This window comes from Raoultibacter timonensis, assembly GCF_900240215.1.
In the GTDB taxonomy this organism is placed as follows: Bacteria; Actinomycetota; Coriobacteriia; order Coriobacteriales; family Eggerthellaceae; genus Raoultibacter; species Raoultibacter timonensis.
Genome location: NZ_LT964679.1, coordinates 1,861,583 through 1,882,905, shown reverse-complemented (window position 1 = coordinate 1,882,905; position 21,323 = coordinate 1,861,583). Strand labels below are relative to the sequence as shown.

Below are 21,323 nucleotides of genomic sequence, written 5' to 3'. Positions count from 1 at the left end.
TGAGCGAAGAAGGCGTGCTTTGTGCCAGCTCGTCGGCAGTGTAGAGCTTCCGCCTGATTTCGATCTCGATGTCGTTCGTCATGAGCGATTGATGCGAAAAACCGAACCGGGGGTTCGGGTATGATGAAGATTCTCTATGATGCGAACGTCGTGGTAGACATTTTTGGGAAGTCGGAAGATTTCTTTCACTCGTATATTTCTTACGATGTTGCCCTGACGAAAGGGTTCGTTCCGTATGCGACGGTCTCCTCCGTTTCCGATATCGTCTACGTGCTTGCCGCAAGGAAATATCTTTCGAAAAGGCAAGCGCGTAGCTCGATTGCCGGCCTCATGGAAATGTTCGATCTTCTTGACGCCTTACCAGCCGATTGCAAGCGAGCGAACGAAAGCGACATGGATGACTTCGAAGACGCCCTCATCGCGTACGCTGCGGAAAGGAACGGAATCGATTTCATCATCACGCGCAACAAGAAGGATTTCCTCAAGTCGCCCGTTCCCGCACTGACTCCCAAGGAGTTCGTTGCCATCTACAAGCCCGAGTGCCTGGAATACGAGATGGTAGAGTCTTAGCGCAGCGGATATACGGTCTCGGGGCGTGCTTGGCGGAGCAGCTTCCCGGTTTCAAAGTGCGCTTAACCGAGCCGCTTCACGGCCTTAAGGCGCACCTTTCCGGAAAGTCATCGATCCGTCGCGTAGAGGTAAGCGAGCCGTTGGTTGCTTCGGGTATCTGCGAGCACGACAATGAGGGTTATCGAAAGGCAGTGCGCGGCCAGGTGCCGCTCAAATGCGATAGCGCAGCCGTGCGAGCGCGAGGGTCGGAAGTCAGTACTTAAAGCTCTCGACAAGCTGTATCAGATCCTGTTTCGAATGGATCCCGAGCTTCCGATACAAATTCCTCGTGTGGCTGTTCACGGTTGATTCCGACAGATACAGCGCCTCGGCGGTTCTCTTTGCGCTGTAGCCGCGGTACACGTATTCTGCGACCTGCAGCTCTCGTTCGCTGAGGTTTCGGTTCTCCAGAGCAGTTTTGCAGATCGATTGGTGAATGTCGTCTTGGCGACGACTGATGGCTTTTGAGAGTTTCATCATTTCAAAGGCGAGAAACACGATCGACAGGGCGGCGGTAACGAACGTGGCGACGATCGCAAGGGGGCCTGCCATGTCGGTATGGATGATCCAGTCGAGAAAAGGCGACTGATACGAGAGGTCGAAAGAGACGAAATCGGGAAGGGCGACGAGGGTTAGTAGGAAGAAGCCGAAGGCGACGATAGGCGAAAGGATCTTCCTGCTAACGAGGCAACAGAGCGCCACAAAGACGAACAGTTTAAAGCATCTCCCGCTTGCAGCCCATATCCTGTTAACAACAACGTTCGTCTGATCGGTGATGAGCAGCACGACGACCAGCGCGGCGATATAGAGAATTACCAGCGTTGCGAATACCACGACGAGCGTGTTCGGCGAAAACGATCTGCCCTTAAGGAATGCGATAATGCCGAACGAGACCACGAGGGCAACGAGCGAAGTGAACACGTGGAGAGAGTCCGACGTGCTCGGATCTTGGGCGAAAAGTATCTTCACGTACACAATGTTGAAGAACACGAGAGCAACGCTGCCGATAATCATGTACCAGGGTATTTCCGAGCGGACGATTCGAATGTCGAGCGGATGGCCTTTTCGGGGTTGCGCAAGCAGTGCAAACAAGGTGGCGAGCGCGGGGGATAGCACGAGCACCAGCCCGGTGTTCGTGCCCGTCAGATTCAAGACGAGCGAAACGAGTTCCCAGATGACGAAGGAGAGGACCGCTTCGACGGCCACGCGTCCCGGCTCTCCTTGGGATAGCATCCCCCCGACGGCAATGCAATACGACGTCACGTAAACTGCTGCAAGGATCAGCCCGACGACGAAAACCCAGACAGGAATCGCCGGCCACGCTTGGGGAATGCAGAGAATGGCATGACCGATTACGCCGAACGCACCGCATGCGCCCAGCATGCGCACGGATGCTGGCCCCGGAGTTTGCTTGCGGCTTCCAAGCAGAAAGGCGAAAACGAGCGCAACGATCAACAGGGAGGGGAAGACGATGAAAAACGGGAAGTCCGTGAGTGAAGACACGGCTGCATTCGAGGCAATCGTCGTGTAATACGTTGTCGGAATAAGGCATGGCCAAAGAAAAGCCATGCTCAGCACAGCGAACGGATCGCTTGTTTTTCCGAGGCGCTTTACTATGCCCATGCCGTCTTTTCTCGTGATTGGCGCTATTCCCCGGCGCCGTTTTTCCCTCAACCGCCATAGAGCAATATAGCATGCAATGGGGGTTCGTTCGATAATGGAATTATACCAATGCCGCGCACGAGGAAGGAGCCCAAAGGGGCTCCTTCCTCGTATTGGGTTGCAGTCGGTTAGGCTGTTTGAGATTCATGTATTTCGGGTGCGCGGTAGGTTGTGATCGGCTGACCCGCTTCGTACCAGGTGATCACAAGCGAGCGTCCCGTGCAGTTCACGAAACACTGCCCGCAGCTTTGGCAGCTTTCGGGGTAGGCGATTACCGATTTCATCTCCGAGCTGTCGAACCGGAATACGTCCATGGGGCAAATGGTCACGCAGTTTTTGCATCCGATGCATTTGTTCAAATCGTAACGAGCGACGCTCATGGTGTTTCCTCCAATCGTTGGGTGTTGTCTGTGCGACGCGTCTGCTACTCGGGGAGGCCGAGGGCTTCGGCTTCGCCGGGAAGGCGGGTAACGTAGCGTTCGGTGTAGGGCTGCGAGAGATCGCCCTTCCACTCGTCTTTCACGGGAACCCGCTTGATCTCCATTTCTCCGTCCTCGTTTTTCGAAGCGGTTATGTAGCAGAGGAAGTTTTCGTCGTCGCGATAGGGATAATCGCTTCGGTAGCAGTATCCGCGGCTTTCCTTCCGCTCGAGACTCGTCCTCAGCTTGATTTCGGCGTTGAGGATCTTGTGCTTAACCTCATGCACGGTACGCAGATCGTGGGAGTTCGTTGCCATGAGCTTCGGCGCAACGTTTTCTTGCAATTGCATGACGTTTGCGAGAGCTGTTGAGAGGCTCTGTTCGTCTTTGACCATGTCGACCCAGTAGGGAGCCATGATGCTGAGAAGCACGTCTTGCGCCCAGTAGGGGCTGAATCCCGTCTCGAGGCTCATTGGTGCGAGCAGCTCCTCGGATTTCGACGATACGGTGTCGGCGTCGATCTTTACAAGGTCGACGGTGTCGGCGTACTCGGCCGCCGCTTTCGCGGCGCGCCTTCCTTGTATGTGGGATACGGGAACGGATCCCCCTTGTCCGGGGGTGTAGACGGAGCCGTAGATCATCGAGGCAAGCGTATCGCCTGCTGCGTAGAGGCCGGGGATTCCCGTGTATCCCACGAGATCGTCGACTCCGCAGAAGATCCCGTCGCACTTATGGATTCCCTTGCCAACGGCTGCACCGTCGATGTCTCGTGACGGCATGGGGTCTACATCGTTGCCGATGATGCGCGGATCGTCGGGGTTCGTCGAGTTCTTCGCGTTGTCGAGCGGCTGGTCGGAGGTTTTGCCGGCATCGATCGGTTCGAGGCCGTTGCGGGCTTTGTTGATCTTGCCGACGATGGTGCTGGTTCTTGTTTTGATCCTCTCGGGTACGTCCTCGGCACCGAAAATGCCGCCGACCGGATGAATGTTCTCCAGGTATCCCCACGTGTACACGCGCCACCCGCATGTCGGTGCAACCGAACTGGTGGCGATCTGGTACGTGAACTCTTTGCCGGTGATCGAGGCTCCCGCATTATACCCGATCCAGTCGCCGTCGAACGTATCGCCCGACATGGGCCATCCACCGTTCTTGTAAGCGCCGCCGCCCATGCACAGCACGACTGCCTTGGCGTTGAACGTCATGACGGTACCGCTTGGAACGTGCAGGCCCATGGCTCCGATAACGCGACCGTCTTTTTTGACGACATCGGTGATCATCGTGTACTCGACGCTTTCGATACCTTTGTCCTTAAGCAGCTGGTTCCAGCGAGCGCGGCGATCGTACTGGGCGAACTCATCATGGTAGTCTTGGTAGCGCTTCGTATCGAAATAATCTCCCGCTTCCGATGCCTTGGGGAATCGTTCGAAAATACCCCATTCCTCTAGCTGATCGAAGCATTCTTTCGACTCGTCCATGTAGACGTTGTACCAGTCGAGGTTTGCGATGTATTCGCCGGCAGCTTTGGTGACTTCCCTTTGGGCATCGCGATCGTCGCCCCATTCTTCATTGAAGAACTGGTAGCACTGGGGAAACGGGCTGCATCCCGAGTAGCCGGGATGCCCTTTGTCTACGAGAAGGACTGACTTGCCCTGCGCCTGGGCCTCGATGGCAGCGGGGATGCCCGCGAATCCGGCTCCGACGATCAACACGTCGGTTTCGTATTCGGTAACGGACGGCGCCTCCGCTTCGGGAATGGGCAGTTCGGTGATAACCGGCTCCTGCGGGTTTCCACCCGTCGCCTTCGTTTCGTCTTGGCTCTTCGGGGTTCCTCCCGAGCAGGCCGTAAGCCCGGCAAGAGCCGTCGCTCCGCCGACAAAGGCAGCGCCTTGCAAGAACTGTCTGCGATCAATGGTCATATTTGCTCCCTACTCCTCGGTGTTTCTGCTGGGCGCATCCGTCTTGTTGGCGCGAGTCCCAGCTGGTGACACGCGTGGACTCATGCGATTGCGCCTGACCGCAACGATAGCGAGCGGACGTACGAATGAAGCCCCAAGAATCTTATGAAAGGCCGATTCATAAGAAAATGATGAGGTACTGACGGCACGGCACCGAATCTACCCCGAACGGTCGCTCAGCTCTTGCCTTCGTCTCCGCCGACGCTTCCCGGGTGCCGGGCGCGTAAGGGGCGATGCGGCCGCCTGGGCGACCGGGCGGCCAATCCGAGGCCGTCATCCGCTCCGTACAGCCCGAACCTTACACCACCCTTACAAACGTGTGGATATAATCGCGGTTAGCTGACAGCTGGCATCTTCCGCGCGATTGCCCCCTATACTGGTGGAAGTTGATACGTGTTTCCGACCAGTGGAACCCGACGAGAGGGAGATGGCCTGTGGCGACGAACCGCCCCCGATCGATCCGATCGGCTGCCCGCATTGTGGCGACGACCTTCTTCTGCCTTATGCTCGTATCCGTTTTCTCCATCCAGCTGCGCTACAGCGCCGCGGTCTTCGGGTTTCTTCCGGTGCCGCAGGCCAACGCGTACGAGCACGAGGGAGCTGCGGGCCAAGCTCGGGTTGACGGGCCGATCACCGTTTCGGTCGACTACACGAGCGAAGTAGTGGCGGGCAACGATCGCATGAACCCGTCGGGACTCACTTCCACGCAGATGACGTTCGACGATGCGTGGTTGCGTGCCGATTCCCATACCTACAATCATGATCTTGCGACGGCGTGCGCGGTGCTGAGCGCCGTCGTCAACTCCGAGTCGCAGTTCTACGGCAGCGTCGATGGGGCCGTTCCCTACGCAGAGAAGGCTTTGAGCTCGCTCGGATTCGACAACGTGCGCACCGAATCCTTCGCTCTGCGCAGCCATGTGCTCGATCAGATTGGTGCCCTGTTCGCGGGATCGCATGACGTCGCCGCGTACGCGTTCGCCTCCAAGACGCTCGAGGGTGCCGACGGCGAACCCGACGAAACGCTCATTTTCGTGGGCATTCGCGGCAGCTACGGCATCGAATGGTTGAGCAACTTCAATCTGGCCGGCGGCGAGGCGGGCGCCGATCATCAAGGTTTCAAGCGGGCGGAGTCGGAGATCGCCGAAGCGCTCGAACAGTACGCGAAAGGCATCGGGGCCGATCCCGACCATACGAGGGTTCTCGTAACCGGGCACAGCAGGGGCGGTGCCGTAGCGAATCTGCTTGCAGCCGATCTCGACGACAGGGCGGCAACCGACCGTGCGCTCGCTCGAACGGACGGCGTGTACGCCTACACGTTCGCCGCCCCCGGATCGACCCAGTCGATCGAGCGGAACGCTTCGTCGTACGGCAATATCTTCAACGTAGCCAATCCTTCCGATATCGTTCCGAAGCTTCCTCTGTTCACCTGGGGATACGGACATTACGGGGCAACCGTCGAGCTTCCCGATGTGAAGGATTCGACGTTCTCGCGCGAATACGAGGCGATGCAGGCGGCGTTTCAGGCTAATACGGGGTACGCGAACCCCTGCTGTTCGGAGGATCTCGGCGCGCTCGATTCGTTCGATGTGAAGGCGGCGAAGACGGTTCCCTCTCTCGAGAACATGCTCAGCATCGAAGGCGTCGTCGGCACGGTGCAAGCGTTGGCCGGAATCGATTACCCCAAGGCGCTCGCCGCCCACTATCCCGATACCTACATCGCATGGATGCAAACCGTCGATTCCCGTAGGATGACGGTCGTCTGACCGCGTTGCCCGTCGGTCTCGACGGTCGATCTGCCGAGTTCGCGATAATGCGGACGATGGTGATAATGATCGGCTGAACGAACGGCCGAAGCGGTATACTCGAAACTATAAGCAAAACGGTTGTTTTAAACGGGCACGAAGCCGATGGCCGAGGGCTTCGCGCATAGCATGAGAGTCGACGTACGGGCACAGGAGGTGAGGTCGGATGAATCCGCTTTTCGGACACGCTGTCGAATTCGTATCCGATACGGTCCATCGGTTTTACGGCGGTAAGGAAATCGATCGGGTCGTCGAGCGGTTCGCCGATGATTTCAGCTGGATCGGCGCAGGCGAAATCGAGTTCTCAACCGATTCCGCCGGCATCGTGTCCTACCTCGTCGAGCGCGCGCCGCTCGCACCGCCGTGCGATGTGTCCGAGGAGGAGTTCCATCTCGTAAACGTAACCGATCGAACCTGCACTGTCATGGGGCGCTACCGCGTGCGCACGGGCGCCGAATCGGGCATGGTGCTCGAGGAACATCAGCGATGCAGCTACGAACTCGTCGATGACGGCGGTTCGCTGAAGATCCGCCACGTACATGTGTCGAACCCGTATCAGGCGATGAAGGACGAGCCCTATTTCCCGTTCGAAGCGGGAACCCAAAGCTACGAATACCTCCAGCAGCTCCTCCGCGAGAAGACGGAGATGATCGATCTCATCACGAAGAACACCAACGGTGGCCTCAAGGTGAGCGAAGACGACGATCTCTACACGTTCGCCTACGTCAACGAGGGGTTGGCCGGCCTGCTTGGGTACACGGTCGACGAGTTCATGGAGATGAGCGGCGGAACGGCCGTCGGAGCGGTTTACCCGCCCGATCTCGAAAACGCTCTCGGCGATGTGGCTCGCTGCTTTGCGAGTGGGCCTACGTACGAAACGGAGTACCGCATTCGCAAGAAGGACGGAACGCTCGCCTGGGTGCTCGATTCGGGCCGCAAGGTTCCGCTTGCCGACGGAACGGTGAAAATCAACAGCGTGATCATGGACATCACGTCCCGAAAGACCATCGAAGAAGAGTTGAGGTTGGAACAGGAGCGCTACCGCGTGGCACTGCGCAGCGTAACCGACGTGCTGTTCGAATACGAAGTCGAAACCGATACGCTCGTCGAGTTCCGGCGCCCCGAGGGCGCTACCGACGAGAATCCGCTCCAAGAGCACCGCATACCCGGCTACAGCAACCGGATGAAAGACGGTTTCTGGCTGGTGCTCGAAGATTTCAAGCGGTTGCCCGACCTGCTCGAGGACGGCCAAACGGCTACGTTCGATGTGCGGAGATCCTCCGTCGAACCTGGCGCTCGGCAGGGTTGGGTGCGCCTGCACATCATGGTGGTGCGCGACCCGGCGGGCAAGCCGGTGCGCGTCATCGGCAGCTGGAAAGACGTGACCGACGAGCACAGCCGCATCGAAGAGCTTGAGGACAGGGCGCGCCGCGATCCTCTTACGAAGCTGTACAACCAGGTTGCGGCAAACGATCTGGTGGGTTCGGCGCTTGCGGACTGCCTAGCACGCGGCACGGGCGTTCTGTACGTGATCGATGTGGATGATTTCAAGACGGTAAACGATACGGTCGGCCATTTGATGGGCGACGATCTCCTTGTCGAGGTTGCCCGTGCGATCGAGGGTACGTTTGCGGACAACGGGGGCATAGCGGCCCGCGTGGGCGGCGACGAGTTCTTGGCGTTTCTGCCGACCGCCGACCGCGATCGCGCCGTCGAGGTTTCCGGTGATTTGTCCGATGCCGTACGCGACATACGGGTTTCCGGCCGTCGGGTAACGCTGAGCGTGGGCATGGCGATGGTAGGCGAAGACGGCGACAGCTACGAGCTTCTGTTCGAGGCGGGCGATCGTGCGCTGTACCGAGCCAAGCGCGAGGGCAAGGACCGTACCGAATTCGCCGACGGCGAGCAGTAGGGCAGTTCGTTCTTGCTCGTTTTCTGCTGCTTCGTCCCATATGGGCGGGCGGGGACTGTCTCTGGTACCATAGATGCGAAAAGCGAAACCGCCGAGAAAGAGCAGCATCACCCCATGACAGATTACATCGAAGGCAAGCGTCCGGTTATCGAAGCGCTGCGCACGCACGTGCCCATCAAGCAGGTCCTCATCGCCGACAACCTCAAGCGCGATGGGCTGGTCGAAGACATCCTGCGCAAAGCCAAAAAGGCCGACGTACCCGTAAAGACCGTGCGCCACCGCGACCTCGACGAGAGGTCGGAGCGGGGCAGCCATCAGGGCGTCATGGCCGAGGCGAAGCCCTACGAGTACTGCAACGTGCAGACGATCCTCGATGCGGCCGAAGCGCATGCCGCCGAACACGACGGCGCCGCGCTCGTAGTGCTGCTCGACCATATCACCGACGCAGGGAACCTCGGCGCAATTGCCCGATCGGCGGAAGTGGTGGGTGCGAGCGGCATCGTCATCCCCAACAAGCGCAGCGCGCACGTGACGGCCGCTACCTATAAGAGCTCTGCGGGGGCCATAAGCCATCTCAACGTGAGCCAAGTCGCCAACATCGCGCAGGTCATCGAGCGCCTCAAGAAGGAGGGGTTCTGGGTTGCCGGAGCGAGCGAGCATGCGAAAGAGGTCGTGTGGGATTCCAACCTCAAGGGCAAGATCGCGCTCGTGATGGGCAACGAGGGGGAAGGCTTGGCGCGTCTCACCCAGGAAGTCTGCGACTTCCTCACGAAGCTGCCGCAGGAGGGCAACGTCGGTTCGCTCAACGTGGCTCAGGCGGCGACGGCTTGCATGTACGAGTGGATGCGCCAGAACCGCGCATAGATTCGCCATGGCAAAGCAGCGCAGAAAGATCCTCATCATCGACGGCTACAACGTGCTTCGTTCGGGCAGTCGCTACAAGCAGATAGCCGGACCCGATTACACCGACGATGCGTTCAACCGCGCTCGCGAGACGCTGATCAACGACGTTGTCGGCTACGCCGGTCATGAGTGGGGAGCGGTTATCGTGTTCGACGGTGCCAAGAACAGGTTCTCTACCGGGGAAGCCGAATCGGTTGGCGGCGTGCGCATCATGTTCTCGCCCTCGGGCCAGTCGGCCGACAAGGTGATCGAGAAGCTCGCGCACGATGCCCGCGAGCGCGGCATCGAAGCGCTTGTGGTTACGAGCGACGCCACCATTCAGGATACCGTGTTCGGCGGCGGGGTCGATCGCATGAGCGCGAACGACTTCAGCTGGGAGATGAACAACCTCCTTGTCGAAAACGAACTCGATGCAACGCCGCGCGTATCGAGGAAGAACACGGTTGCCGACCGCATCGATCCTGCCGTGCGCGCCAAGCTCGAAAAGCTCAGGGACGCTGCGCAGCAGTAGCCGGCGTCCGCCCCGGCGTTCTGCGTGCCGTGCGACTTTCGTGTCCGAAAACGGCTAGCGTAGGTTCCTCTAGTGTGGTTTCATTGGTGGAGAAGCGAAGCGCGGAGGAAGACCGTATGAAACAGCAGAGCACAACGCGACAACCGTTCCAGTCCAAGCATGGCGCCGAAGCAGTCGAGGAAGTGCTCGGTGCCGAACGATCCTTCGGCACGCCGCTGCCGGATGGGGATACCTGCTGGGAGGCGCTCGGCATGCGCGATCCGCGCCTCGACGGGCTGTTCTTCGTCGGAGTGAGCTCGACGGGCATTTACTGTCGTGCGGTATGCTCCGCCAAACGGCCCAAGCGCGAGAACTGCACGTTCTTCAAGACGGCTGCCGAAGCCGAGGCGGCGGGTTTCCGCCCCTGCCTCAAGTGCCGGCCCGAGCTCGCGCCCGGCGTTCCCTTGGCCCCCGATACCGACCGCGCCGTCAGGCGGGCCGCCCAGCTTATACGCGAGGGATCGGGAGCCCGGGGGATTGCCGACATCGCCGCCGAGCTCGGGCTTTCGGAGCGTCAGATGCGACGCCTGTTCGCGCGGGCGTTCGGCGTCACGCCGACGGAGTACCGGACCACATGCCGCCTGCTTTTGGCTAAAAGCCTCCTTACCGATACCGAGCTGCCGATCACGCGCGTTGCGTACGCGTGCGGATTCTCGTCGGTTCGCCGATTCAACGATGCCTTCTCCGAACGCTATCGCATGCCGCCGAGCCGCTTTCGCGTCAAGGCAGCCTCGGGCATATCGCAGACCGGCGCCGGCCCCATTGTGCTGCACGTCGGGTATCGTCCGCCGTTCCGTTTCGACCTGCTGCTTGATTTTTTGCGCATGCGAGCCATCGACGGCGTGGAGGCGGTTCGCGAAGACTCGTATGCGCGTACGGTGCGTCTCGATGCTTCTTCGCCGCGCATCGGCCTCGACGCCTCGTCCTTCGATGGGGAAGCGCGGGCTGCGACAGGCGGCACGGCTGCTTCCTATCCGCGTATCGGCTGGATCGGCGTCGAGGACGAATCGGAGAAAAGCCGTCTCTCGGTCACGGTCTCGCCCGAACTTTTCGACGATCTCCCGCTGGTGCTCGCACGCGTGCGCCGCCTGTTCGACACCGATTGCCTGCCGTCGTCGATCGAGGCGGGTCTCGATGATTTTTACGGGCGCGTGCCCGGTTCGCGCCGCATTGCCGGCGTACGCCTGCCATGCTGTTTCGACGGGTTCGAAATGGCCGTGCGGGCCATCCTGGGGCAGCAGATCACCGTGAAAGCGGCGGGTACGCTTGCCGGACGGGTCGCGCACGAGTTCGGGCATCCGGTCGATACGCCCTACGAGGGGCTCGACATAGCCTTTCCGCCGCCCGTTGCGTTTTGCGCGCCCGACGCGGCGAACCGACTCGGTGAGCTCGGCGTCATCGGGCAGCGAGCCCGTGCCATCTGCGCGCTTGCAGAAGCCGTCTGTTCGGGCGAGGTGGGGTTGTACCCCGGCGCCGATCTCGAGACCGACGCGGCGGCGCTCAAAGCCATCCCCGGTATCGGGGATTGGACGGTGCAGTACCTGCTCATGCGCGCCTACGGCCATCCCGACGCCTTTCCGGCAGCGGATCTCGGGGTGCGCGACGCCTTTCCCGGTCTGAAGCCGCGCGAAATCGCAGCGCTCTCCGAAAACTGGAGGCCGTGGCGGTCCTATGCCGTCATGTCGCTTTGGTCGTCCCATGCGACGAGCGCGTTCGGCTCGCAGGGGGGTAAAGCCGCTTCGGGCAAGGCGACCGGCGCCTCTTTGCGAAGCGGTTTCGGCAAAGAAGTCGGCACCCGTTCGCAAAGCGGTTCGGCCAAAGGGATTGAGTCCGCCCCGTAAACCGGCCAAGCGGCGCATTCTCCGTGCAGACAGGCTAACGACAGGAGCAAACCTATGGATTACATCGACCTATACGAATCGCCTCTCGGCCCGATCACGCTTGCCAGCGATGGCGAGTCTCTCGTGGGTCTGTGGTTCGAGCAGCAGAAGTACGACAAGGCTACACTCGGCGCGTGCGAGGCTCGGCCCGATCTCCCGGTCCTTCTCGAAGCACGCAGGTGGCTCGACGCATACTTTGGGGGCAAGGACCCCGGTCCTATTCCTCCCGTCAACCCGCGCGGCACGGAGTTTCGCCAACGCGTTTGGAGGCAGCTCGCCGAGATCCCGTACGGCCGGCTGACAACGTACGGCGAAATCGCCCAGCGGATCGCCGAAGAGACGGGCGCCCGCGCATCCGCCCGTGCCGTGGGCGGGGGAGTCGGCCACAATCCCATCTCCATCATCTTGCCGTGCCATCGCGTCGTGGGTGCCAACGGAAGCCTTACGGGTTTTGGCGGTGGCCTGCCGCGCAAGATCGCACTGCTCGAGCTCGAGGGCGTCGACCTTTCGAAACTCACCGTCCCCACGAAGGGCACTGCGCTGTAGCGGTCGGCGGCGGTTTCGCGCGAAGCGCCGGCTCGACGGCATCGCTGGTAAGCGGCAATGGGCTGCGCTCGATCAGGTAAGAAGTTAGCGCATGAAAAGCAGGCACTTGGGCGCAAGAAATTTCGTTTGGGGGATCCTCCCAATCCGACGAAGGTTTGCGCTTCCGAAATCGCAAACCCGTCAGAACCAAGGACGGCGCACCTTCTCGACCTGGACTGTCTCCAAGTAAAGAAAAGCCGCGCTCCGCCGCCCTTTCCCTGCTGCAACGACCGATCCTTCAGATCGGCGGTTTTTGTCGTCAACGCCCGATTTCCGTTGCCGAACCGATGTCGGCATGCGCCCGCTCGGGGCTTCGGAGCGTCAGGCCGCTGCCGGGCGCCTTGCAAGGGCGCGTCGATCCCGGTTTACCAGCGGAACCCGATTGACCTTGCTAAAACACGACGGTTCCATCCGCCTCGTCGCACGGATCGCAGAGCTGCAGAAAGTCCCACCCATGGATGGGTGTATGTATGTATGGATCGTCTCCACCCATGCACGAGAGTCCCTGAGCGTCGGCGGGAACTGGGCATGGGATGCAAGGGTCCATCCAAGCTGTGCGCCTAGCCGCGCGCCTCTACAGGCCGTCTCCCGCTCTGACGAATAACCCGGTGGGCGGCAGCGAGGTTGCCACGTGGCAGGGCGCGGATGCGGAGCGCGTGCGGCTTGCGGTGTCGGCTATCATGAGATGGACGGGGCGCTTCGCGATGCCGATGCTTGCGAAGTCCGCCGATTCGACGGCCCTTCGTTCGGGAGTGCGGTTCGCTGAGGGAAGGGCGCGCGTGAGCGGCGGTCGGTTGAGAGCATGGTCCGATCGCCAGAATCCTAGAGCCGATTCGTATCCGATGAAAACACCCATAGAAGCAGCGTAGCATGCCAGCCTTACCGCGGTTGAGCCGCGACCTTGCCGTTTTCTTACGCGAATCGGAATCGGGTACCTGGTTACAAACGATTGTTTTTCGGATAAAATCCCACTTCATGCACGGTTGCAACCGACGGTTGCGTAAAATGATTACCAGACTTGCTAGTGCAACCGCGCCCGCAACGGTACCGTTGGGTTCGTCGACGAAAGAGAAAACGCCATGGCTCGAACATCACGGAAGGAACCATTCATGAACGTCGAGATCGCCCAACGCCTCGCAGAGCTGAGACGCGAGAAGGGCTACAGCCAAGAAGAGCTTGCCGAAAGGCTCGGACTGTCCCGCCAAGCGGTATCGAAGTGGGAGCGCGCGGAATCGTCTCCCGACACCGGAAATCTCGTTGCGCTCGCAAAGCTGTACGGCGTGACGCTCGACGAGCTGCTCCGCTTCGATGAGGATTTGGAAGACGATATAATCTACGAGGCGCAGGATCGCAACGCATCCGCCGAAGAGAAGGCGCAAGCGGCAGCCGAGAAGGCGAGCGTTGCCGCGGCCCAAGCGGCTGCGGCGGCTGCACAAGCCCAAGCGGCCCAGACCGCGGCGAAGGCAGTGCAGGATCAGCAGGCCTACGCCGCCGCATCTCAGGCTGCTCAACCCGCCCAAGCCCCGCAAGGCGCCCCTCAGCCGCATCCGGCTCAGACGGCCGCCTACGCCGCGCCCCCGTACCATACCGCCCAGACACCACCGCCTCCGGGCGCCTACGCGACGGGTCCGAGCATCCCGCCCCAGTCTCCCCATCAGTATCCTGTTGGAAGCAAAGAGTGGGAGGACGCCTACGTCGAGCGTGAAATGCGCAACGCCGTTGGCGACATCAACGACGGCGGCCATCGCAAGGGCGCGTGGTCGAGCTTTCCCTACCCGATCCTGTGCGTGATCGTGTTCTTGCTCGCCGGTTTCTTCTGGGGCATCTGGCATCCCGCCTGGATCGTGTTCCTCACGATTCCGATCTACTACTACATTGCCCATGTCATCGAAAGTGACCCCAACTACAGAAAGTAGGACGAGCCATGGCACGATTGACCGGGGCGTCTTACGCCAAAATCGCATCAGCCGTTCTTCTCGCCGTGGCGCTGTTCGCCATCGCGGGGTTCGGCGCAGGCTGCTCTTCGTGGCAGCTGAGAGCGGGAGGAGATTCTATGATAGGAAGCGCAAACGTCGCTGCGAGCGACGTGAAGAACATAGAGGTTGATTGGGCGGCCGGCTCGGTACAGATGCACGTGGTCGATTCCGCCTCCGACGAGATCGAGCTTATCGAGACGGGCAACGGCATCACAAAGGGACAGGAGATGCGTTGGAAGATCTCCGGCAATACGCTCTTCATCGATTATGGCGGATGGTTTTCCTGCTTCTCGTTCGGCAGCAAGAGCCTCGAGATTCGCGTCCCTCAGAAATACGCCGCCGACTTCGGCCTCGTGAAGATCGACGGGGCGTCGGGTTACTACAACGTAACCGGTATCGGTTGCGACAAGCTCGACGTCGATCTCGCTTCGGGCGAGCTCGAGGCGAGGGATTTTGCCGTCCGCGAGCTCAACATCGATGTGGCAAGCGGCAAATCGTATGCGCAGGGATCGGTGTCGGAGTCGGTCAAAACCCATGCGGCATCGGGTCGGATCGAGGTTGTGAGCAGCGTGTGCCCGAACGTCATCGACGCCGACATGGCGAGCGGCACCATCGCCGTGACGATTCCCGACAACGAGGGGTTCACCGCCTACGTCGATAAAGCTTCGGGTTCGTTCGAGAGCCAGTTCGAAACCGTCCGGCAGGGCGACGGCTCCTATGTGCATAAGAGCGGCGGTGCGAAGTTCGACATCGACATGGCGTCCGGTCATTTCATCTTGAACAGGCTGTAGAGGGAGGCGCTTGCGGCGGGGCATCGGCGAGCTGGGCATCTGCGACAAAGTGCCTGCGGGCGAGGCGCCTGCAGTTGAGCGGGCCCCGTAGACAGGCGAAGGCTGCGCTTGGCTGATAAGCGCGAGGCGTTTGCGCAAATCGACAGGCGGAAGCGAATGGAAGCGAATGCGCCGATCCGTTTTGGTTCGCCGGGTCCGTTGACGAGAAACGAGAATCCCGCCCGAAATGCGACTCGGGCGGGATTCTTTCGGCTGCGGCATCGGTTCGATTGCCGGCCTCGGCGCTATTTCACCTCGAACGCTACGTCGTCGTTCGGTTTCCAGAGGATGGAATCCCATGTGAGCGCCTTGATAAGCGCTTTCGAGGTGTCGAGCGATATCGCGTATTCGTTACCGAAGAAGCGCAGCTCGGCAACGGTGCCGTCGTTTGCGGCGAGCAGCGCCAGCGCGTAGCTGCTTGCGGAGGTGCCGCTCGTCAAGAGCACCGGCGAGCGATCCCTTCCCTGCAGGGCTCCGCCGGTAAGCGAGTCGGCATGCTTGTCGCCGCGTGCGAGGGCGGGCTTGTTCCATGACAGGCGCTCGACGGCGGAACGCTCGTCGGACGTGGTCCATTCTGCTACGAGTGACGATGTATGGTAACGGTCGGTTCCGCCGAGGCGAACAACCTGCGCGTCGGTGAGGCCCGCGGCAGCCTGTGCTTCCTTGAGGGTTGCCGCCGATACGGAGTTCTCGTCGCCGAGGACGAGCACGCGATCGAAGCCTCCCGAAGCGAGCGCTTCCTTCGTCCCCTCGGTCAATCCCGCCGATCCGGATTTGGCGAGGAAAATCGGGCTTTGGGTAACCGCGGACCACGATGATGCGGAGAGCGAATCGGGGAAATCGTCGGCCCGTGCGATGATGGCGGTCGTGGAGCGAGACGAGCCGATTTCCCGATTGACGAGTTCGGCGGTCTCGTAGCGGTCGGCTCCGCCGATGCGCTCTACGGTTGCAACGGAAGACAGCGCGCGCACGCTTGCCTCGACCTCGGAAGAGACGGCGTTTTGGTCTCCGATGATAATGACGGTTCCCGCTTGCAGGTCCGATTCGATGGCCGCGCGGGCATCGTCGGCGAGCAGGTCGGTGGGCGTCAGCACGATGGGGGCGTTTCCGAGGTTGCCGGAAAGCGCCGAGGCCGTGAGGGCATCGGGGAAGTGGTAATCGTCGCCCGAGGCGAGAATCACCGTGTTTTCGGTACCGCGTTCATAGGTTGAGACTTGCCTCGAGGTTGCGTAGCGGTGCTCGCCGTACAGGCGCGCAACCGAAAGCTCGACCGATGTATCCGCCTCGCCGTAGCGGGCGTACAGGTGCACTTCTCCATCGAGCAGATCGTCGGTTTCGACAACGATGTTTGCGCCGGGAGCGTAAAGGGTCTCTCCGGCAACCTCGTGCTCGGTGAGGGCCCAGCCGACGAGCTCCATGTTCTCGGGGGCGAGCGTCTCCGCGTCGAGGCCCGCAAGATCTTTAACGGCCGTTTCGGTAAGCATGCCGTGCGGTCCGTCCGGGTCGGTGATCTGCGTGGAGGAATCAGGATGGTAGACGAGGTCCGCCTGGTCTTCCCAAAGCGGCACGAGCACATGGAAGCTGCCCTGAATGACGTAGGTGCTCCCGTCGACGATTTCGCTTGCGTCGAACCCTTGGGCTTTGAGCAGGTCGTCGTTGATGCCGTTGGATATCACATAGGGCTTATCGCCGTATCCCTCGAACACGATGGGTTGTCCGCTCGAGGTTACCTCCCCGATTGGGAAATACCAGCCGAGCAGCCGCTTGCCGTCTTCGTGACCGACCGTCAGGCCTCTTTTTTCCAGCTCGGCCGAAATGGTGCGCGTACCCACGCTGAACATACGGGTTTTGTCGAGCCCGGTATCGCTCCAAACGGCGCCGGTGTCACCGGTGTAGAAGTACGTGGAGAACGCATAGGTGCTGATGTCGTAGTTGTTCAGGCAGTTCGACGGGGCCACCATGGCGTCGGGCGCCTGCGCGGTCAGGCCGGTGACGTTCTTGACGTTTGCGCGGTAGTGGTTCGCGAGATCCGAGAAGACGAGCCCCGATCCTATCGCGGACATGGGCTTTTCGATATTCCAGTTGAGCTGGCCTGCCGATGCGTAGTTATCCTCGAAGTACGCTCCATCGATGGTGTAGTAGGTGTTGGGGTTGCAGTTCAGCGCGCCGCCGCTTCCTGCAAGGGCGCTGTTGCCGATGAACCGGACGTTCGAGAAATCGAAACCTTGGCCGTAAACAGCACCGCCGCTCTTCGCCGTGTTGCCGGTAAACGTGCACCCTGAAATGGCGGAGTAGGTGCTTTGCGTGGCGGAGTTCTGGTAAAACGCTCCGCCGACGCCCAGATAGGCGTTCGAGCTGGTTCCCGCAGCATTGTTTGTAAACGTGCTGTCGGTTATGGTGTGGCCGCCCTTTTGCGACTGGATGGCGCCGCCGCTTTCCCCTGCGGAGTTGCCGGTGAACGCGCACGAGGTTACGATGTAGGTGCTCGCTCCTCCCCGTGCGTTCGATATAACGCCGCCGGAGTCTGCTGCCGAACAATCGTCGAACGAGACTCCGATGAACGTGTGGGTGCCCCCTGAAACCAGAGCAAAGCCGCCGTTTCCTCCGGAGCGCGCTCCCGATACCGTACCTCCGCTTACGGTGAGGCTTCCGTTGTAGTTTATGCCGCCGGCATCCGAGGTGTAGAAGCCTCCGTTGCCTGTTGCCGACACGTCCGAGATGGTGCAGTCGGTGAGCGTAACGTTGGCGCCGTAGCTGACAAGGCCGCCGCCCGTGCCGATGCCGTGCACCCCGGCCATCGTCACGTTGTTCCAAGCAAGCGTTGTTTTCGATCCTCCGACGTGCATGCCTCCGCCCGCTTTGCGGTCGCCGAGCGCCGTGCTGGAGTCGATGTTTTCGTTATGACCGATGAGCGAAAGGTCGACAAGGGTGATCGCCCTAGTTCCCGAGGGATAGCTTTCCGCATCGATGTGGAGGCCTTCGTATCCGTCGGCGAGTACGAGACGGTGCCCGTTGCCGTCGATCGTGACGGATGCAAGGTTGTTGGGGATGTAGAGCGGGACGTTCGTCGCTTGAACCCAGCCGGTCGATTGATCGTACGCCATGCCGTTGCCGTCGATTTCGATATCCTGGGATAGTTCGATGACGGCTCCGTCCGAGGCGTCGATGAGCGCTTGCTGCAGTTCTGCCTGCGTGGTGGGCGCAGAGAGCGGCGAAACCGCCGATGTCGCGCCGAAGGACGCGGGCCCATTGCCCGATGGTTGTGCGGGCACGTAAGAAAGAGCGGCTTCATCCTCGGTATGAGGGGAGCGGTTCTCGGCATCCTTTGCAGCCAAGGCGTCTTCGCCTTGGTCCGTGCTGTCGAAGGGAACGTCGATGTCGAGGGAATCGACAGCGCCCCTCTCGGACGCGTACGCGCTTGACTGAGGAATTCCGGAGAAAGCGAATGCCAGGGCGCAAGCGAGGAGGAGGGCTAGCGGCCTTCGGGCCGGGTGCACTGTATCCATACCTGTCCTTTCTGCGAGTATGCAACGCGTAAAATACAAGATCTTACATAAATACAAAGCGGAGTATACCATCATGTAAGGTAATGTGTAAGATATTTCATATTAATATATCGAGGGCGCATGCGATCGGCGTGCGATCGGCGGGGTAGTGCATGCGGAGGCTCCCGCGCCGAGTGGGGCAGGGTGTCAGCGTCGCTTTCGCTTGCGTGACGACGCGATCCGTCTAATCGGTTCGGAGTTTTGCGTTTACCTGCCCGCTAATCTTGGGACCACGTGCAGCACTGCGATTTGCCGGCCCGCTTCGCCTGGTAGAGCGCTTCGTCGCTTCGCCTGATAAGCTCGTCGATCGAGAGGCCTTCCCCGAGATCGGTAGCGATGCCTATCGAGCCTGTCGTGCGGCAGAGCAGATCGTCGGCGGCGAATTGCGTGCGGATGCTTTCGAGGCAAGAGAGCGCTTGAACCTCGACCGAATCGACGGGGCGCCCATCGAGGATTGCGACAATGAACTCGTCCCCTCCCATGCGCACCACGATGTCGTCGGGAAACCGCTCGACGAGGATCCGGCTCGTCTCGACGAGGATCCGGTCGCCCATCTGGTGGCCGAAGGCGTCGTTGATGCCCTTGAAATCGTCGAGGTCGAGATATGCCAGCGTGATCATGCTGCTCGAAGCCTTCGCAAGCTGCTCGTACAGGTACCGCCGATTGTAGAGGCCGGTGAGGTAATCGGTGTTGGCGCTTTTGAGGACGCGCTCTTCGAGTTCGCGTTCTTTCGTCACGTCGCGGTAGATGCGCAGCTGGCCGGTCTCGTTGCCGAACACGTCTACGATCATGCGCTGATTGATTTCGAACGTCTTTCTCGTACCGCCGATGTCGGCGGTGAAGAAGCTCGAATCGGTAAAGTCGTTGGCGTCTACGACCGCATTGCCGAGGACGAGCCTGCGCCATTCGTCGAAGTCGCCGCCGATCACTGCTTCGCGCTTCACGTCGAAGTATTCTTCTGCGTGGTCGTTGACGTTGATGACGGTTCCCTCGGTGTCGAGTACGACGATGGCGTAGGGCATGGAGTTGATGAATATCTCGAGTTCGGTTTCGATGTTGCCGAGGTCGGTCACGTCGTGGGCGATGCCGACGGTGCCCATCACCGATCCATCGTAATCGAACAGGGGCGATTTGTAGGTTTTGAATTGCCGCATGCCGTGGCTCGTTTTGATCTGCTCGTCGAACAGGCAGGTTTTGCGGGCGCTCATGGTTTCTTCCTCGGATTCGAGGCAGACGTATTCGCCCTGCGAGTACTCCTCGGGCGTAATGTCCCAGATGAAGTAATGTCCACGGTCCTCGATCTGCTCCTTGGTCTTCTCGACCGTCTGGCAGAACGCTTCGTTGACTTTCAGGTGCGAACCGCGGGCGTCCTTGAACCAGACGAGTTCGGGGATCGAGTCGATGGCGGTGTCGAGGTACTGCTTCGAGAGGGCGAGCTCGGCGAGCGCCTTTTCAAGTTCGAGGAGCTTTTCGAAACGAAAGGCGACGAGCGAGGGGGGCATGGGAGTGAGCCAAACGTCGTCGACCATTTCGTATATGCCCCGTCCCAGGCGATTGATGTCTTCAGCGGGGATGCGCAGCACGATCTTCGAGCTGCTTTTGCGGGGCGGGAAGGTTGCGTTTGAGCTCTCGAGTCCCTGTAAGTCGATGACCGCCAGATCCGAAGCGGTGAACGCATCGGCATCGAATTCGGCATGCGGGCAGAGATCAAGTGAGAACCGTTCGGGACAAGGTACGGAGCGTATGGCCGCTTCCGCCTCTGCGTCGACGCCGAACAGCGCAATGTGGAGAACCCGGTGATACATCGATGCCCTTTCCCTGCTACGCGATTCTGAACGTAAACCAAATCGGTTAACAATAGCATTTCGTATTGTGCTCCAAAAAGGGCTCGGCTGGAAGAGCCAATCTTCGTTCCCGGGAGATTCACCGCCGTTTGACGCCGTTCGATTGGCGCCTTGCAAACAGCAGCCGAGCACCAAGAGTCGCTCGTGCATTTTGATTGAACGGCAGGTCAACCTCTTCATCGAGGGATCTAATACGCTGCATGCGAGCATGACGAGCTCCTCTTCGCCGACGGCCAGCACGTCGCCCGCACCTTCGAGCTTGCGCGCGGACGACCCCGACGATCCAGCAAACCCAACCGACCCGACCGATCCAGCCGAACCGGTTGATCCCGGAAATCCGGGAGGCTCGGGATCGTGGACGGGCGGCGGTTCTCGGGGAGGCCTCGCCGCCGTAGGCGACGAGCTGGGCGCGGCTCCGCTTGCGGTTCTCGCCCTCTGCTCGCTCGTGGCGGCGTACGCGGCTTTGGGCGCGAGAAGCAAAAGAGGCGAGGATCGCTGAACCGAAAAGGCGGCCCGCCCGCCGGGATGTATCGAGACGGTGCCACGGCCGCCGCACGAGGCGCCGTCGGTGCTGGCTTCTGCGCATCCCAACGGGGTCTCGGCGGCGGAAGGCCCCTTTCTTGCATGAGATTTGCGATAGTGACACGCAGTAGGGAAGTTACGGTATATTTGAACTGGGCATACGTCTTACAGGTACGGGCGCGCGGGTGGAAAAGGACTCTTTTCGGGTTCACTACCGTAAATCTCATACAGGTAATCGCCGACCCGGATGCTCTCTTCGAATGCGCTCCCGAAATCGTGCAGATGCGGTTTTGAAGCAGTCCTCGTCAAATCCGTTGGCAAGCCGTCCT

15 protein-coding genes are annotated in these 21,323 nt (G+C 60.5%); 10 read left to right on the top strand and 5 right to left on the bottom strand.

Features of this window, described 5'->3' with window-relative positions:
• The first annotated feature begins 120 nt into the window (after nucleotides 1-120).
• The gene (locus tag C1722_RS08325; RefSeq protein ID WP_102378812.1) at nucleotides 121-570 is read left to right on the top strand and encodes a PIN domain-containing protein; all 450 of its coding nucleotides are present in this window, start codon (nucleotides 121-123) and stop codon (nucleotides 568-570) included.
• 252 nt (nucleotides 571-822) lie between these two features.
• On the opposite strand, the gene C1722_RS08320 is transcribed toward C1722_RS08325, so the two are convergent.
• The 3 genes from C1722_RS08320 to C1722_RS08310 all read right to left on the bottom strand — a co-directional run bounded on the left by C1722_RS08320 (nucleotide 823) and on the right by C1722_RS08310 (nucleotide 4,606).
• Nucleotides 823-2,232 (bottom strand): helix-turn-helix domain-containing protein, encoded by a 1,410-nt coding sequence (locus C1722_RS08320; RefSeq protein ID WP_102378811.1) that lies wholly within the window; start codon nucleotides 2,230-2,232, stop codon nucleotides 823-825.
• A gap of 167 nt (nucleotides 2,233-2,399) precedes the next feature.
• Nucleotides 2,400-2,651 carry a 4Fe-4S dicluster domain-containing protein gene (locus tag C1722_RS08315; protein ID WP_102378810.1) on the bottom strand — a complete coding sequence of 84 codons (252 nt, stop codon included), beginning with the start codon at nucleotides 2,649-2,651 and terminating at the stop codon, nucleotides 2,400-2,402.
• A 44-nt stretch (nucleotides 2,652-2,695) separates the two neighbouring features.
• Nucleotides 2,696-4,606, bottom strand: coding sequence for an FAD-binding protein (locus tag C1722_RS08310; RefSeq protein ID WP_102378809.1), 1,911 nt, complete (start codon nucleotides 4,604-4,606; stop codon nucleotides 2,696-2,698).
• 473 nt (nucleotides 4,607-5,079) lie between these two features.
• Here C1722_RS08310 and C1722_RS08305 point away from each other — a divergent pair, with 473 nt between their 5' ends.
• The 8 genes from C1722_RS08305 (at nucleotide 5,080) to C1722_RS08265 (ending at nucleotide 15,044) form a co-directional block, all read left to right on the top strand.
• Nucleotides 5,080-6,408: a lipase family protein gene (locus C1722_RS08305; protein WP_244902499.1), complete on the top strand. Its 1,329-nt coding sequence runs from the start codon at nucleotides 5,080-5,082 to the stop codon at nucleotides 6,406-6,408.
• A gap of 205 nt (nucleotides 6,409-6,613) precedes the next feature.
• Nucleotides 6,614-8,359: a sensor domain-containing diguanylate cyclase gene (locus tag C1722_RS08300; RefSeq protein ID WP_102378808.1), complete on the top strand. Its 1,746-nt coding sequence runs from the start codon at nucleotides 6,614-6,616 to the stop codon at nucleotides 8,357-8,359.
• A 114-nt stretch (nucleotides 8,360-8,473) separates the two neighbouring features.
• Complete coding sequence (gene rlmB / locus C1722_RS08295) at nucleotides 8,474-9,223, top strand: 23S rRNA (guanosine(2251)-2'-O)-methyltransferase RlmB (RefSeq protein ID WP_102378807.1); 750 nt, start codon at nucleotides 8,474-8,476, stop codon at nucleotides 9,221-9,223.
• A gap of 7 nt (nucleotides 9,224-9,230) precedes the next feature.
• Entirely contained in the window at nucleotides 9,231-9,773 is a 543-nt protein-coding gene (locus C1722_RS08290) for an NYN domain-containing protein (protein ID WP_102378806.1), read from the top strand.
• Between the two features lie 116 nt (nucleotides 9,774-9,889).
• Entirely contained in the window at nucleotides 9,890-11,653 is a 1,764-nt protein-coding gene (locus C1722_RS08285) for a DNA-3-methyladenine glycosylase 2 family protein (protein ID WP_102378805.1), read from the top strand.
• A 54-nt stretch (nucleotides 11,654-11,707) separates the two neighbouring features.
• A complete protein-coding gene (locus tag C1722_RS08280; RefSeq protein WP_102378804.1) occupies nucleotides 11,708-12,238 on the top strand; it encodes a methylated-DNA--[protein]-cysteine S-methyltransferase in 531 nt (176 codons plus the stop codon).
• 1,148 nt (nucleotides 12,239-13,386) lie between these two features.
• Nucleotides 13,387-14,193, top strand: a complete 807-nt coding sequence (locus tag C1722_RS08270; RefSeq protein ID WP_102378802.1) for a helix-turn-helix domain-containing protein — start codon at nucleotides 13,387-13,389, stop codon at nucleotides 14,191-14,193.
• Between the two features lie 8 nt (nucleotides 14,194-14,201).
• Nucleotides 14,202-15,044: a DUF4097 family beta strand repeat-containing protein gene (locus C1722_RS08265; RefSeq protein WP_102378801.1), complete on the top strand. Its 843-nt coding sequence runs from the start codon at nucleotides 14,202-14,204 to the stop codon at nucleotides 15,042-15,044.
• A gap of 284 nt (nucleotides 15,045-15,328) precedes the next feature.
• Here the strand turns inward: C1722_RS08265 and C1722_RS08260 are convergent, their stop codons facing one another.
• Together C1722_RS08260 and C1722_RS08255 are read right to left on the bottom strand one after the other, a co-directional pair.
• A complete protein-coding gene (locus C1722_RS08260) occupies nucleotides 15,329-18,589 on the bottom strand; it encodes a cell wall-binding repeat-containing protein (RefSeq protein ID WP_180995101.1) in 3,261 nt (1,086 codons plus the stop codon).
• 257 nt (nucleotides 18,590-18,846) lie between these two features.
• Nucleotides 18,847-20,433, bottom strand: coding sequence for a diguanylate cyclase (locus C1722_RS08255; RefSeq protein WP_180995100.1), 1,587 nt, complete (start codon nucleotides 20,431-20,433; stop codon nucleotides 18,847-18,849).
• 190 nt (nucleotides 20,434-20,623) lie between these two features.
• Here C1722_RS08255 and C1722_RS16700 point away from each other — a divergent pair, with 190 nt between their 5' ends.
• Complete coding sequence (locus C1722_RS16700) at nucleotides 20,624-20,971, top strand: hypothetical protein (RefSeq protein WP_180995099.1); 348 nt, start codon at nucleotides 20,624-20,626, stop codon at nucleotides 20,969-20,971.
• Nucleotides 20,972-21,323: the final 352 nt, after the last annotated feature.